Raw genomic sequence first — 13,514 nt, 5'->3', positions numbered from 1 at the left:
CGGTAAACCCGGGTAACCGAGTGCCATGGATCAGTCCCAGGCACCGCTGCTGGATGCGCTGCTCGATTACCACCGAAAAGGACGCTACGGCTTCACCCCGCCCGGCCACCGCCAGGGCGCGGGCGCTGACCCCCGCGTGCTGGCGGTGTTGGGCAGAGATCCGTTCCGGGACGACGTTCTGGCAACCAGTGGCCTAGACGACCGGTTGTCCCGGGGGAAGTTTCTCGCTCGGGCAGAAGAATTGATGGCTGACGCGGTCGGGGCCGAGTCCGCGTTCTTCTCTACCTGTGGCAGCTCACTTTCGGTGAAAGCGGCGATGCTGGCCGTCGCCGGCGGTGCAGACGGCGGTTTGCTCGTTGCGCGCGACAGCCATAAGTCGATCGTGGCGGGGTTGATCTTCTCCGGCGTGGTGCCGCGGTGGATCACGCCACGATGGGACAGTGAGCGGCACTTCTCGCATCCCCCTTCCCCCCAGCAAGTGCGACAAGCCTGGGAGGATCACCCGGACGCCGCCGGAGCGCTGATCGTCAGCCCCAGCCCATATGGCACCTGCGCGGACATCGCGGGAATTGCCGAGGTCTGCCATGAACGAAACAAGCCGCTGATCGTCGACGAGGCCTGGGGCGCACACCTGCCGTTCCATGACGACCTGCCCACCTGGGCGATGGATGCGGGAGCGGACGTCTGCGTCGTGAGCGTGCACAAGATGGGCGCGGGTTTTGAGCAGGGATCGGTGTTCCACCTGCAAGGAGACCTGGTGGATCCCGACCGGCTGTCGTCGTGCGCGGACCTGCTGATGACGACCAGCCCGAACGTGATGGTGTATGCGGCACTTGACGGTTGGCGGCGCCAGATGGTGGAGCGCGGCTACGAGCTGCTGTCCGCGGAGCTGGAGCTGGCCAGGCACCTGCGCGACCGACTGGCCGAGATACCGGGCGTCGTCGTCCTGCGTGACGAACTGCTGGGCGAGGAGGCATCCCGAGACCTCGACACCACCCAGGTATTGATGGACATCTCCGCGACGGAAACCAGTGGATACCAGGCGTCGGACTGGCTGCGAGAGAATTGCCGGATCGACCTCGGGCTGAGCGATCACCGGCGCGTGCTGGCCACCTTGTCGTTCGCCGACGACAAGCAGACCGCCGATCGCCTGCTTACCGCGATGACCCGATGGCGTAAGGCGGCTGACGACTTCCAGCGGCCGCCGTCGCTCCGATTGCCTTCCCCAGCGGAGCTGCAACTCGAGACCGTACAGCTACCCCGCGACGCCTTCTTCGGTCCCACCGAAATGGTCCGAGCCGACAAGGCCGCCGGCCGCGTCGCCGCCGAGCAGATCACCCCTTACCCACCCGGTATCCCGGCTGTGGTCCCCGGCGAGCGTCTCGACGAAGCCGTGATCGATTACCTGCGCTCCGGGGTCGCAGCAGGCATGACGCTTCCTGATCCTGCCGACCCGAGCGCCCACCACTTCCGCGTAGTCGCACAAAGCTAGATTCATTGCAGTACAAGGTATTTCGCCGTCAACTCGGTCCGACCTGGTGAATTCCTCAGGTGGCGGGCCGCTCGGCGGACTGCTTCGCCTCGGCGCTTTTCGCCGCACTCCGCAGCGAGCGGTTCGCCGACAGCAGGTTACTGTTGGCCGCCGTCAGTTCGGCATTGTCGTCTTCGAGGTTCAGGATGCGCGCGATTCCAGCCAGGTTGACGCCGGCATCGATCAGTGCACTGATGCGCTGCAGGCGGGCCAGATCGTCGGCGCTGTAGCGCCGCGTTCCGCCGGTACTGCGCGCCGGGGTCAACAAACCGTGGCGTTCGTAGAGGCGTAGCGACTGCACGGCGACGCCCGATAGTTCTGCCGCAACGGATATTCCGTACACCCCATGATCCGGTGCCGGGCCCCCGTTGTCGCCAGAACGTTCCGCCATCTATTACCCCCTTGGCCGCTCGAACACAAAACCTATTTACCACACTTGCCTTGAACTATCGAGAGTGCTATATAAAATCTATGTTGCTAGAGACAGATAAGTCTCTCACTTAGATCGCAGATTGGAGTAAGAGGTGACCGCCATGCTGATGCGCTCCGACCCGTTCCGCGAACTGGACCGCTTCACCCAGCAGGCGCTGGGAACAGCCGCTCGACCAGCAGTGATGCCGATGGACGCATGGCGTGAAGGCGAAGAATTCGTGGTCGAGTTCGACCTGCCCGGCATCGACGCCGACTCACTGGACATCGACATCGAACGCAATGTCGTGACGGTGCGCGCCGAACGCCGAGGCGTCGACCCCGACCGTGAGATGCTCGCCGCCGAGCGCCCCCGCGGGGTGTTCAGTCGCCAGCTCGTCCTCGGCGAAAACCTCGACACCGAAAAGATCGAAGCCAGCTACGACGAGGGCGTGCTGCGCCTACGCATCCCGGTTGCCGAAAAGGCCAAGCCGCGCAAGATTTCCGTGAACCGTTCCAACGGACATCACGCCGTCGACGAGAAGGAGGTGAAGCGCCAGGTCATAGACGCTTGATCAACCGAGGATATGGGCGGCGGCCGCGGCAGCACCAAACCGCGACCGCCGCCCATACCGGTAGTCCGGCGTTCTACGACCGATTCCGGCGTCGCTGCAACGGATTCGAGGAGGCGGGGTCAGCAATGAAGCGAGATCTCGACGACCAATCGGCCGCCGTGCAACAGGCACTGGCCGGAGACTCCCCGCAGCGGGTCGGTTCGTTCCGGTTCTACTTCGCCGACCGGCGCTGGGAATGGTCGCGACAACTCCACCAGATGCACGGCTATGCTCCCGGCGAAATCAATCCGACGACCGAACTGCTGCTCTCGCACAAACATCCAGAAGACCGCGACCGGGTCGCGGCCATGCTGGATGAGATGCTGCGCACCCGCAGGGCGTTCAGTACCCGTCATCGCATCCTCGATACCGCCGGCAACGTACACCACGTCGTGGTAGTCGGCGATCAACTCTTCGACGACGACGGCAACGTGATCGGTACGCACGGTTTCTTCGTCGATGTGGCTCCGCCCACCGACACTGCCCAGCAAGACCTCGTCACGGCGAAGCTGGCGGAAATCGCCGAGAACCGTGCCGGCATCGAACAGGCCAAGGGCATGTTGATGCTCGTCTACGACATCGGCGAGGATACCGCGTTCGACCTGCTGAAGTGGCTGTCGCAGGACTCGAACGTCAAACTGCGGCCATTGGCGGAACAAATTGTCGCCGATTTCCGCGGAGCGCGCGAGTGCATCACGCTGCGATCGACCTTCGACCAGCTGTTACTGACCGCGCACACCCGGGTCAGCCGAGACTGACCTCACTCCGAGGCGCCCTCGGTGTCGTCGAAGAACGACCATTCGCCGTCGTGGTTGACTTCCAGCCGCCAACCCAGCTCGGAATTGTCGGCCACCGAGTCGACAAACCAGGCGTGGGCGTCGTCTGCGCTCTCGATGTCTTTGGTCGCGACGACTTCGCCGTGTGGGTCGATAACTCTGAATTCAGCCATGCGACAGTGGTTTCCCACTTCATCGCATCTCAATCCGGAATCGCAACTCAACCCGGAATCGCATCTCGACCCCGGTAACCGCGCGTTATCCGCGTGCGACGATCACGGGCATGCGCGCCGAGTGCACCACGGCATTGCTCACCGAACCCAGCAAAGCCCCGCTCACCGCACCCCGCCCATGGCTACCCACGACCACCAGCTGAGCCGATTCCGACCGGGTGATGAGCTGGCGCGCTGGACGGTCGCACACGACGACGCGACACACTGTGACGTCGGGGTAGCGCTCCTGCCAGCCGGCCAGCCGCTCGGCGAGACTGAGTTCGGCCTCGGCCTTGACCTTCGACCAGTCCAGTCCGGGCAGTTCGACGACCTCTCGGTCACTCCACGCGTGCAGCGCAATCAGCTCGACGCCGCGCCGCGACGCCTGGTCGAAAGCAACCGCGGTGGCGGCCTCCGAAGCCGGTGAACCGTCGATGCCGACCAGCACCGGCGCCCCCTGCGGGTTGGGCATCAAAGGGTCTTCGTCGTGGATGACGGCGACCGGACAGTGCGCATGCCGCACCACGCTGGAACTGACCGAGCCCAGCAACACCCGGGCCACCGCTCCGCGGCCGGACGAGCCCACCACCAAAATATCTGCGTCCTTTGACATTTCGAGCATGGTGGAGATCGGGGTGGCGAACACCAACTCGCTCTTGATGGTCAGGCTGCGATCGTGCGGAACAGCCTCCTCGGCGACCTGGATGGCTTCGGCGAGGATCTTGCGTCCGCCATCTTCCTGCCAGGCCGTCCAAGTGTCCGGGTAGGGCATCGGCGGCCAGGTGGCCACGTCGGTGTTCACCACGTGCACCACAGTCAGCGGAGAGTTACGCAATGCCGCGTCCCGGGCGGCCCACACGACGGCGGCCTTGGCCGCGGGCGAGCCGTCGGCGGCCACGACGACACCGTACTTCTTATCGCTTCCGGTTGCCGCTGAGGTCATTTCGTCGTCCCCTTCCGTTACCTGGTATCGGCCGGCAGCGCGACGCTCGGGCATTGCTTGCCGATCACCTAGGCCATAGTGTCACGGTATTCAGCCCTGGTCAGTACCCGCGCCGGTCCAAGGCCCCCGATGGCGGGGACCAAAGACCCGAACTTACGAGCCGACCACGATCACCGGGATAGTTGCCGCGTGGACCACCGCAGAGCTCACCGAACCAAGCAGCAAGCCCGGGAATCCGCCCCGGCCGCGAGTCCCCACCACAATGAGCTGTGCCTGCTCGGCGGCTTCCAGCAGCCATTTCGCCGGGGTGTCGCAGACCAGCGACCGCTGCACCTGAACGTCCGGGTACTGCTCCTGCCAGCCCGCCAGCCGCTCGGCGAGAACCTCCTGGCCCTCGTTTTCGCGGTCGTGCCAGTCCATGCCCAGCGCCGGGAAAACCCCGACATCGCTCCAGGCGTGCAATGCGACCAGGCCGACACCGCGTCGGGAGGCCTCCTCGAACGCCAGGGCCGTCGCGGCCTCCGACGCCGGTGACCCGTCGATGCCCACCAGCACGGGTGCGGCGGGGTCGGGAATCACCGCGCCCTCACCACCCCGAATCACCGCGACGGGACAGTGCGCATGCTGAATCAGCGCGGAGCTGACCGAGCCCAGCAACATGCGCCCCAGCGCACCGATCCCCTGGTTTCCTACCACCACCATCTCGGCATGCTTGGACGCCTCGATCAGGGCGGGAACCGCGTTGGCATAAGGCATCTCGACGTGTACGTCAGCCGGTGTGGCGCCGCTCTCGGCCACGGTGTGGCGGGCATGCGTGACGACGTGGTCGGCGTTGTCCTGCTGCCACTCCGGCATTTCGGTGTACAGCTGACCCACCGGCCAGCCCACGACCACCGGAGTGACCGCGTGCAGCAAGGTAAGGCGCACGTGGCGCGAGGCGGCCTCTCGGGCCGCCCAGACGACGGCTGCGTCGGATTCGGCCGAACCGTCGACCGCCACCAGGATCCCGTATTTCGCCACGACCCCGATACTACGAGACGCCGGGTGCACTCCGGCAGGGCCCTTTTGGCCTCAGTTAGACAGCTGTGGTGACTTTCCTTGCAGCACAATGGTTTTCGATATTCGCGGGCATTCGAGGCCGGGTCGTCATTCCGCCGCGCGGTCTCGCAGGGTGGTGATCGTGTCGAGCACCCCCGAGATCTGCGCGTCGCTGAGTTTCTGGCCGTCGAAGACGTGGCTGAGCAGGACCTTGAGGTCGAGCATCTGCTGCAGATAGACCAGGCACGGCGGGCATTCCTCGAGATGACGGGCCACGATCGCACCCCAGCGCTGCGGGTCCGAGTCGACCAGGTCGTCGACGAGCCGGACGAACTCCACGCAGTCGATCGCCGGGACGGTGTGGTCAGGCACGGTCATCGTTGATACCGCTTTTCCAATTCGTTGCGCAGGTTGCCGCGGGCCCGATACAGCAGGGCGCGCTGCGCGTCAGCGGACAGTTCCAGGATCTCGGCCGCCTCCTCCGACGACGTGCCGACGAGGTCACGCAGGATGATCAGCTGCCGTTGCCGCACCGGCAGCGTGTCGAGGGCCGCCCGGACAAACCCGACGAGTTCGCGTTGCACCGTCTGGTCTTCGGGAAGAAATCGCTGCGACGGCGGCACGCTCCAGTGCCCGGCGTCGGGGTGGCCCGCGGGATGCATCCGCCCGGAAAGTGGGTCGGTGTCTTCGGTGCTCAGCACCTCGTGCTCGCGGATCCGGGTCTCGCGGCGGCGGTGCCGGGACGCGGTGTGCTTGACGATGCCGAACAACCAGGTAGCTACGGACGAACGGCCCTCGAAGGTCGCCGCGGATTTCAGCACCTGCACCCACGCCTCCTGTACGGCCTCCTCCGCCACCGCGGGCGAATCCACCATCGTGCAAGCAAAATTCACCATCGGCCGGTGGTAGTCGCGCACCAGGACAGCCAACGGGATCCCGCCAACCACGCGATCGGGTTCCAGCTTTTCGGAGGGAGCGGCCGCGGGAGTCATCGTCGACCCGCTGGGCGGCTCAGGAGCATCCGCGCAGTTCCCAACGCAATTGGGCTTCGGAGGGCGACTGCACCGGGATGAACGCGGCCTCGCGGTAACGCCGGCTGGCCGGGGTCTTGCTGGCATAACCCTTGCCGCCGGCCGTTCGGACTTCCAGAGCCGCACTGGCACTGGCGATTTCGGCCGCGGAGAGCCGCAACGCGAGCAATTCCTTCTTGCTTGGCGGCCGCGGTCCGCCGACGGCACCGGCGAATTCGGCCAGGGTCGATTCCGCAGCGGCGAGTTTCTCCGCGACGACGTCGACCTCGTCGGCGAAGATTTCGTTCACTCCGGACAGGGCGAGCCTGGCGTGGGCCACAGCTGTTTTGGCCAGCCCCAGACACATTGCCGATTGCAGCACCAGGAAGGTGGGCCGCACCCCGCCCAGGAACCCGGCGAAGTCGTGCGTCAGCACCTGTTCGTCGGGGACGTACGCGTCGGTCAGATTCAGATACGAGGAGGCGGTGCTGTCCATCGCCAACAGCGTGAAATGTTCGCCGACCACGACCCCGGGGGTGCTCAACGGCAGCGCCACGATCACCTTGTCGCCGCGGTCCGTGCGCGCCGCGGTGACCAGCAGTGAATCGTCGTGCAGGTTCGATGCCCAGCGGATCGGCCCACTGATCCGGTAGCCGCCGGGCGCCGCGGTCGCGGTGAGCTCCAGGCTGCCGCAGCCGGCCAACTCCTTGAAGGCGGCCGCCATGCCGGTGACTCCCAGCGCCGCCCCGGCCAACAGCGGGCGCACCGCGGCAGCGCTGAATGGTGTTGCCGCAGTGAGCAAATACTCCACTGTCATGCGGTTGGCCCAGACCGAGAATCCGGTGCTCATGCACTCCGCGGAGATCTGCCGGATTACCTCGGCCATCTGCGGCAGCCTGCCGTCGGCGTTGCCGGGCGCACCCAGCCCCAGCAGCCCGGCGCCGCCCAGTCGCGCGAAGCTGCGCCGAGTGGTGTGTTCCCCTCGGTCCAGGGGTCCCGCATGGGCACGGATGTCGGCCAGGATTTCCGGGTCGAGCAGGTCGGTCGCAATAGCAATCGTCGTGGTCACCCTGACTGCCTAGCCGACGGAAAGGGCGGAGTCGACAGTTACGGGCCGCCTGAATGTATTGACGACGGGCGACCAGGCGATGGCATTGTCGTGGATTTCCTGCAACGTGGCGTCGTCGGCGTCTCCGGCCAGCCGCACGGTGCAGCGAACCGCGGTGAAACCGAGCACCTTGCCGTCGGGGGTGTCGCCGACGCCCCACACGGCCGAGATGTCGATGTCCCCCTCCATCTCCACCTCGATCTTGGTCAGCGTCACGCCGCGGTGCGTGGCGTTGGCCAGCAGGCCCACCGAGATGCACGAGCCGAGTGCTGCCAGGCACGTCTCGGAAGGGTTGGGGGCCGAGTCGTCACCGAGCAGCGCGGGCGGCTCGCCGACCAGCATCGGCGCCAGATCCCGCACGTAGGTCATGTTGCGGAAGCCGGACTCGCAGACCGTCCTGGCTTTCAGGGTCTTCTTGCCGGTGCTCGGGTCGGCCTTGGCGTTGCACGAAAGGCGGTCGAGTCCTGCAGCGTCGATGACAAGCGCGTTGGTCATGGGCTTCCTCCGATTTCTCCGGGCGGGTGGTCACGGAGTTAGTGCCGCAGGCACCCGGAAACGTGACGGTGACCTATGCCACAGGCCCGACGGAATCGACCAGGTTAAGACGGGGGCGACCAGGGCGTCATTGCGTCACGAAATCGATGAGCTCCTCGACCCGGCCGATCAGTGCAGGCTCGAGGTCGTTCCAGTCGCGGACGGTGGATCGGATGCGCTGCCACGCCCGGGCGATGTCGGCCTGCGTTTGGTGCGGCCAGCCCAGCGCCCGGCAGACGCCGTGCTTCCATTCGATGTGTCGGGGCACCGTCGGCCACGCCTTCAGCCCGAGCCGATCGGGTTTGACGGCCTGCCAGATGTCCACGTAGGGGTGTCCGACCACCAGCGTGTCGGCACCGCCGGGCCCGTTTCGGACCGCGTCGGCGATCTTCGACTCTTTCGATCCGGCGACGAGATGGTCGACGAGGACACCGAGCCGACAGCCCGGACCGGGCCGGAACTGCTCGACGATGCCGACCAGGTCGTCGACGCCGCCCAGGTATTCGACCACCACTCCCTCGATCTTGAGGTCTTCGCCCCAGACCTGGGCGACCAGTTCGGCGTCGTGCCGGCCCTCCACGTAGATCCGGCTGGCACGGGCGACTCGGGCACGCTGACCCGACACCGCCACCGAGCCGGACGCGGTTCGCGCCGCCGCAGCCGGTGCTGCGCGGCGCGGCGCGGTCAGGATCACCGGCCGGCCCTCCAACAGGAATCCGGGTCCCAATGGGAAGTTGCGGGTCTTGCCGCGGCGGTCTTCGAGGTCGACGCAGCCGTGTTCGACGCGGACCACGGCGCCGACGTAGCCGGTCTGGGCGTCCTCGACGACCATGCCGAGTTCGACGGGGTGCTCGACCGAGCGGGGTTTGCGGCGTCCCGCGCCGGCCAGCACATCGGTTCCATAGCGATCCATCACCGGGCCATCGTTCTTGCCGATCGTGATTTTCACGACGGGACACGCCGTGCGGGCGTCGCCCGATTCACTCTCCGCGAGTGTCCTATTGTTGTCGCAGTCCGTCGGGGCCGAAGAAGTGCAGGCGCCCGGGTTGCGGGTGCAGGCGCACCCGGCTGCCCTTGCCCGGCGGGTCGTGGCCGTCGGCGCGCGCGATGACCGGCTTGCCAATCACCTTGTCCGACCCGGTGATTCGTCCGTACAGGTAAGCGTCGGCACCCAACTCCTCCACCACGTCGACCTCCATCTCGACGCCGACGCTGCCCAGCTGGAAGTGCTCCGGGCGGATCCCGACGACGATCTCGGACCCGCCGTCGGCTATCTCACGAGGTAACGATATGACCCAATCCCCCAGTGAGACTGCGGAATCGACGATCGGCAGGGTGAACAGGTTCATTGCCGGCGACCCGATGAACCCGGCGACGAACACATTGGCGGGGTTGCGGTACAACTCACGCGGCGCTGCGTATTGCTGCAGCACACCGTCGCACAACACCGCCACCCGATCCCCCATCGTCATCGCCTCGACCTGATCGTGGGTGACGTACACCGTAGTGGTGCCGAGTTGGCGCTGCAGGGCGGCGATCTGGTTGCGGGTCTGCACCCGCAGCTTGGCGTCCAGGTTGGACAAGGGCTCGTCCATCAGGAACACCTGCGGGCGGCGCACGATCGCGCGGCCCATCGCCACCCGCTGCCGCTGCCCTCCGGAGAGATCCTTGGGTTTGCGGTCCAGGTATGGTTCCAGGTCGAGCATTCTCGCCGCAGCCAGTATCCGCTCCCGGATCTCGGGCTTGGCGACCTTGGCCACCTTCAGCGCGAAGCCCATGTTCTGCGCCACTGTCATGTGCGGGTACAGCGCATAGTTCTGAAACACCATGGCGACGTCGCGATGCTTGGGGTCGACGGTGGTGACGTCGCGATCACCGATCCGGATGCGGCCGGAGTCCAGGGTTTCCAGGCCGGCGACCATGCGCAGCGACGTCGTCTTGCCGCACCCCGACGGACCCACCAACACGACGAATTCGCCGTCGCCGACGTCGAGGTCCAACCGATCCAGCGCCGGCCGGTCCGCGCCGGCATAACAGCGTGTCGCCTGCTCGAAACTCACCGAGGCCATTGCCTTTATCCGCCCAGCCCGGTCATCGCGATGCCGCGGACGAAGGAGCGTTGAGCGAGCGCGTAGATGATCACCAAGGGCAACAGGATCAGCATCGAGGTCGCCATCAGCACCGGCCAGCGTGCCACGTATTCGCCCCGCAGCCGAACCAGGCCGAGGGTCAGGGTGGCCAGGCTGTTGCGCTGGATCATCAGCAGCGGCCAGAGGAAGTCGTTCCACACGCTGACCCAGGTCAACACCGCCAGCACCAGCACCGCGGGCCGGGCATGCGGAAGCAGTATGCGCCAATAGATCTGCCACGAGGAACAGCCGTCCAGTATCGCCGCCTCCTCCAGGTCGGTGGGCAGCGTGCGAAAGAACTGCCGCATGAGATACGTGCCGAACGCACTGCCGAACAAGCCCGGCACGATCATCGCCCACGGCGTGTCGACCCAACCGGCGGCCCGCATCAGGATGAACTGCGGAATCACCGTCACCGTCAACGGCACCATCAAGGTGCCCAGGTACAGCAGGAACAGGGTGTCGCGGCCGCGAAAGTCCAGCCGTGCGAAGGCATATCCGGCCAGCGAGCAGAAGAACACCTGCCCGGCGGTGACGCAGCCGGCGTACAGCACGGTGTTGAAGAACATCCGCCAGAACGGCATCAGCCCGAACACCTCGGTGTAGTTGGACCACTGCGGGCTGGACGGAAGCAGTTTCGGCTCGCTGATCTCCGCCTCGTTCTTCAGCGATCCAGACAGCGCCCACAGGATCGGCGACAACGCGCACCAGGCGACGAAGATCAGCGCGGCATACAGGGTGGCGGCACGAAGGACGTTGCGCAGCAGCGGCCGCTCAGCCCAGACCATTCGCAGCCTCCCAGGTCCGTCGACGCGCGATTCGCAGCTGAACCACCGTCAACACCAGCAAGATGGCGAAAACCACCCAGGCCAGCGCGGAGGCGTAACCGAATTCCAGGAACGAGAACGCGTGCTGAAACAGCATGATGCCGAGCACATAGGTCCCGGCCTCGGGCCCGCCGTTGGGCCCGTTGAGCACGTAGACGAGGTCGAACGACTGGAAAGCGTGGATGATCGAGATGACCACGACAAATGACAGCGCGCCGCGGATCAGCGGCACCGTGATGGACGCGAACTGCCGAATCTCGCCCGCACCATCGATTTTGGCGGCCTCGTACACCGTTTCCGGAATACCCTGCATCGCTGCCAGCAGGATCACCGTGGCGAACGGAACGCTGCGCCACACGCTGACCAGACACAGCGAGACCATCGACCAGCGCGGTTCGACCAGCCACGGAATCGGGCCGATGCCGATCCAGCCGAGCATGATGTTGAGCAGCCCGTTGTCGGTGTTGAAGACGAACTGCCACACCACGGCCATCACCACCGAGGAGATGGCTAGCGGGAGGAAGACGATGGTGCGAAAGATGCCGATTCCCTTGATCTTCCGATTCAGCAAGCCGGCGACGACAAGGCTGATCGCGACGGTGGGCAGCACGGTGCCCAGGGTATAGATGACGGTGTTGCGCACGGCGATCACGAACAGCGGATCCGAAGTGAACAGCTGCCGAAAGTTGGCCCCGCCGACGAACTTGGCCGGAGTGAACATGTCCCACCGCTGCACGCTCATGTACAGCGAAAAGCCCAGTGGGAACAGCATGAACACGATGACCCCGGCGAGATTGGGCGCGACGAAGAGGCGACCGGCCCACGCCCGTCGGCGCGGCGCCGTCCGTTTCGTGGAGCGCACGGCGTTCTGCGGCGCGTCGGTGGCACTCATGGGTTTCGCAACACCTCGTCGACGGCCTGGGACAGCCCGGTCAGGGAAGTCGCGGGCCGCGAACCACGCAGCACCGGTCCGAAGTTTCGGTCCATCAGCGCCGCGATCTTCTCCCAGGCCGGGGTGATCGGCAATCCCGCCGAGACCGACGGGCCTTCGGTGAGCACGGCGAGGTTGGCGATCCGCCGGTGCGCAGCGGCGAACCCGTCGGAGTGGATCGCCGAGCGCAACACCGGAACGAAAAGCCCGGATTCGCCGATCAGCGCCTGCCCGAGCGGTCCGCAGGCGAATTTGACGAATTCCCAAGCTTGTTCCCGGCGTCGGCTGGTCGCCGCGATGGCAAGGCCGGTGACGCCGATGTTTGACCGGGCCGCCGCCGCGCGCGGTCCCACCGGCAGCGGCGCCACGTCGAAGTCCAGGCCGGGGGCACGGTCGAAGGTCGGGTAACGCCAGTGCCCGGCCAGCGCGATCGCGGCCCGGCCCGCCGAGAACAGATCGGCGTTCGACATCGACTGCTGGTCGGAGGCACTGGGCGAAACCCGGTGTTTGTTGATCAGGCCGGCATAGAACTGGACGGCTTCCAGGAAGGCCTCGTCGTCGAAGTTCAGGTGAGTCGGGTTCTTCAGTGGGTGTGACCATGGCACGCCGTTGTTAATGGCGAACAGGCCGGCGGCGTAGAACGAGACCCACGCGTTGACGAAACCCCACTGCGTCACCCGGCCGGTGGAATCCCGTCGGGTCAGCGCCTGCGCCGCGTCCAGGAATTCGTCGAAGCTCCAAGCCTGCTGCCAGCTGCGGGGTGGTGGGCGCACACCGGCGGCGGTGAACATCGCCTTGTTGTAGTACAGGTAGTTTCCCGACCATTGCTCCGGAAGGGCGTACTGACCGCCGGTGGGTCCGGCCGGGTAGCTGAACGTTTCATACAGCGGGGCGATGCTGTCCGACTTCAGTTGCCCGGCGAACACCGGGTCGCGGGCCAGCAGCGTGTTCAGGTCCAGCAGCGCGCCGCGGTCGGCCAGTTCGGCGTAGGTCAGCTCCCAGGTCATCAACACGTCGGGGCATCTGCCGCCGGCGCAGAAAGTCGACAACTGTTGCATGACGCCAGGTCCCGACAACAGGGCTCGCACCTTGATGTCGGGGTGGCGGCGCTGGAATTCGTTGACCACCCGCATCCGGGGACGGATCTCGTCGGGGTTCGCGGCGAAGAAGAAGGTCAGCGCGTCCTCGTCGGCGGCACACCCGACAGACCACGGCGCCAGCGCGGTAACCGCGACCGCGCCCGCGGCCTTCATCAGGCCGCGTCGCCCGAGCGGCTCGTCGAACATGTTGCTCCCGGTCCCAGCCCGCCGCGGTCCACCCCGATCGGCGGCGTGTGATGTCCTTCATAGCCGATGCGGCTGTGGTATCGCTGCGATACCCGCGCACTCATTCGGGCTGCATGCGGGTGCCCCGTCCAACATCGCGGTCGCCGGTGCCTGCCCGTTGCTCTCGG

At 66.1% G+C, this 13,514-nt stretch carries 16 protein-coding genes; 3 read left to right on the top strand and 13 right to left on the bottom strand.

Features of this window, described 5'->3' with window-relative positions; genetic code table 11:
* The first annotated feature begins 25 nt into the window (after positions 1–25).
* A complete protein-coding gene (locus tag L6444_RS13340) occupies positions 26–1,492 on the top strand; it encodes an aminotransferase class I/II-fold pyridoxal phosphate-dependent enzyme (protein ID WP_236983220.1) in 1,467 nt (488 codons plus the stop codon).
* A gap of 55 nt (positions 1,493–1,547) precedes the next feature.
* Here the strand turns inward: L6444_RS13340 and L6444_RS13335 are convergent, their stop codons facing one another.
* Entirely contained in the window at positions 1,548–1,922 is a 375-nt protein-coding gene (locus L6444_RS13335; protein ID WP_236983217.1) for a MerR family transcriptional regulator, read from the bottom strand.
* Positions 1,923–2,064: 142 nt separating this feature from the next.
* On the opposite strand from L6444_RS13335, the gene L6444_RS13330 reads away from it, so the two are divergent.
* The gene (locus L6444_RS13330) at positions 2,065–2,514 is read left to right on the top strand and encodes an Hsp20/alpha crystallin family protein (protein WP_236984107.1); all 450 of its coding nucleotides are present in this window, start codon (positions 2,065–2,067) and stop codon (positions 2,512–2,514) included.
* Positions 2,515–2,639: 125 nt separating this feature from the next.
* The gene (locus L6444_RS13325) at positions 2,640–3,311 is read left to right on the top strand and encodes a PAS and ANTAR domain-containing protein (RefSeq protein ID WP_236983215.1); all 672 of its coding nucleotides are present in this window, start codon (positions 2,640–2,642) and stop codon (positions 3,309–3,311) included.
* A gap of 2 nt (positions 3,312–3,313) precedes the next feature.
* Here the strand turns inward: L6444_RS13325 and L6444_RS13320 are convergent, their stop codons facing one another.
* The 12 genes from L6444_RS13320 to L6444_RS13265 all read right to left on the bottom strand — a co-directional run bounded on the left by L6444_RS13320 (position 3,314) and on the right by L6444_RS13265 (position 13,347).
* Positions 3,314–3,502: a hypothetical protein gene (locus L6444_RS13320; RefSeq protein WP_180913813.1), complete on the bottom strand. Its 189-nt coding sequence runs from the start codon at positions 3,500–3,502 to the stop codon at positions 3,314–3,316.
* An 85-nt stretch (positions 3,503–3,587) separates the two neighbouring features.
* On the bottom strand, positions 3,588–4,484 hold the full coding sequence (locus tag L6444_RS13315; protein WP_236983213.1) for a universal stress protein: 897 nt from the start codon (positions 4,482–4,484) through the stop codon (positions 3,588–3,590).
* A 153-nt stretch (positions 4,485–4,637) separates the two neighbouring features.
* Complete coding sequence (locus L6444_RS13310; RefSeq protein WP_370653179.1) at positions 4,638–5,513, bottom strand: universal stress protein; 876 nt, start codon at positions 5,511–5,513, stop codon at positions 4,638–4,640.
* 117 nt (positions 5,514–5,630) lie between these two features.
* Complete coding sequence (locus L6444_RS13305) at positions 5,631–5,900, bottom strand: hypothetical protein (protein WP_236983206.1); 270 nt, start codon at positions 5,898–5,900, stop codon at positions 5,631–5,633.
* Positions 5,897–6,514 (bottom strand): RNA polymerase sigma factor, encoded by a 618-nt coding sequence (locus L6444_RS13300; protein ID WP_236983205.1) that lies wholly within the window; start codon positions 6,512–6,514, stop codon positions 5,897–5,899. The genes L6444_RS13305 and L6444_RS13300 overlap by 4 nt, the downstream gene beginning before the upstream one ends.
* A gap of 19 nt (positions 6,515–6,533) precedes the next feature.
* Entirely contained in the window at positions 6,534–7,601 is a 1,068-nt protein-coding gene (locus L6444_RS13295) for an acyl-CoA dehydrogenase family protein (RefSeq protein ID WP_236983204.1), read from the bottom strand.
* A gap of 9 nt (positions 7,602–7,610) precedes the next feature.
* The gene (locus L6444_RS13290) at positions 7,611–8,135 is read right to left on the bottom strand and encodes an OsmC family protein (protein ID WP_236983203.1); all 525 of its coding nucleotides are present in this window, start codon (positions 8,133–8,135) and stop codon (positions 7,611–7,613) included.
* 127 nt (positions 8,136–8,262) lie between these two features.
* Positions 8,263–9,090 carry a DUF3097 domain-containing protein gene (locus L6444_RS13285; RefSeq protein WP_236984105.1) on the bottom strand — a complete coding sequence of 276 codons (828 nt, stop codon included), beginning with the start codon at positions 9,088–9,090 and terminating at the stop codon, positions 8,263–8,265.
* An 82-nt stretch (positions 9,091–9,172) separates the two neighbouring features.
* The gene (locus L6444_RS13280; protein WP_236983201.1) at positions 9,173–10,243 is read right to left on the bottom strand and encodes an ABC transporter ATP-binding protein; all 1,071 of its coding nucleotides are present in this window, start codon (positions 10,241–10,243) and stop codon (positions 9,173–9,175) included.
* Between the two features lie 5 nt (positions 10,244–10,248).
* Complete coding sequence (locus tag L6444_RS13275; protein WP_236983200.1) at positions 10,249–11,091, bottom strand: carbohydrate ABC transporter permease; 843 nt, start codon at positions 11,089–11,091, stop codon at positions 10,249–10,251.
* Positions 11,078–12,022, bottom strand: coding sequence for a carbohydrate ABC transporter permease (locus L6444_RS13270; RefSeq protein WP_236983199.1), 945 nt, complete (start codon positions 12,020–12,022; stop codon positions 11,078–11,080). Before L6444_RS13270 ends, L6444_RS13275 begins: the two co-directional genes overlap by 14 nt.
* Positions 12,019–13,347: an ABC transporter substrate-binding protein gene (locus L6444_RS13265; protein ID WP_236983198.1), complete on the bottom strand. Its 1,329-nt coding sequence runs from the start codon at positions 13,345–13,347 to the stop codon at positions 12,019–12,021. The genes L6444_RS13270 and L6444_RS13265 overlap by 4 nt, the downstream gene beginning before the upstream one ends.
* Positions 13,348–13,514 lie beyond the last annotated feature (167 nt).

Source organism: Mycobacterium kiyosense (genome assembly GCA_021654635.1).
Lineage (GTDB): Bacteria > Actinomycetota > Actinomycetes > Mycobacteriales > Mycobacteriaceae > Mycobacterium > Mycobacterium kiyosense.
The sequence above is the reverse complement of the archived record's forward strand: the minus strand, read 5'-3'. Positions and strand labels throughout refer to the sequence as shown.

Coding starts and splice junctions, on each gene's coding strand:
- L6444_RS13340 (WP_236983220.1), top strand. CDS start 26: ATGGATCAGTCCCAGGCACCGCTGCTGGATGCGCTGCTCGATTACCAC.
- L6444_RS13335 (WP_236983217.1), bottom strand. CDS start 1,922: ATGGCGGAACGTTCTGGCGACAACGGGGGCCCGGCACCGGATCATGGG.
- L6444_RS13330 (WP_236984107.1), top strand. CDS start 2,065: ATGCTGATGCGCTCCGACCCGTTCCGCGAACTGGACCGCTTCACCCAG.
- L6444_RS13325 (WP_236983215.1), top strand. CDS start 2,640: ATGAAGCGAGATCTCGACGACCAATCGGCCGCCGTGCAACAGGCACTG.
- L6444_RS13320 (WP_180913813.1), bottom strand. CDS start 3,502: ATGGCTGAATTCAGAGTTATCGACCCACACGGCGAAGTCGTCGCGACC.
- L6444_RS13315 (WP_236983213.1), bottom strand. CDS start 4,484: ATGACCTCAGCGGCAACCGGAAGCGATAAGAAGTACGGTGTCGTCGTG.
- L6444_RS13305 (WP_236983206.1), bottom strand. CDS start 5,900: ATGACCGTGCCTGACCACACCGTCCCGGCGATCGACTGCGTGGAGTTC.
- L6444_RS13300 (WP_236983205.1), bottom strand. CDS start 6,514: ATGACTCCCGCGGCCGCTCCCTCCGAAAAGCTGGAACCCGATCGCGTG.
- L6444_RS13290 (WP_236983203.1), bottom strand. CDS start 8,135: ATGACCAACGCGCTTGTCATCGACGCTGCAGGACTCGACCGCCTTTCG.
- L6444_RS13280 (WP_236983201.1), bottom strand. CDS start 10,243: ATGGCCTCGGTGAGTTTCGAGCAGGCGACACGCTGTTATGCCGGCGCG.
- L6444_RS13275 (WP_236983200.1), bottom strand. CDS start 11,091: ATGGTCTGGGCTGAGCGGCCGCTGCTGCGCAACGTCCTTCGTGCCGCC.
- L6444_RS13270 (WP_236983199.1), bottom strand. CDS start 12,022: ATGAGTGCCACCGACGCGCCGCAGAACGCCGTGCGCTCCACGAAACGG.
- L6444_RS13265 (WP_236983198.1), bottom strand. CDS start 13,347: ATGTTCGACGAGCCGCTCGGGCGACGCGGCCTGATGAAGGCCGCGGGC.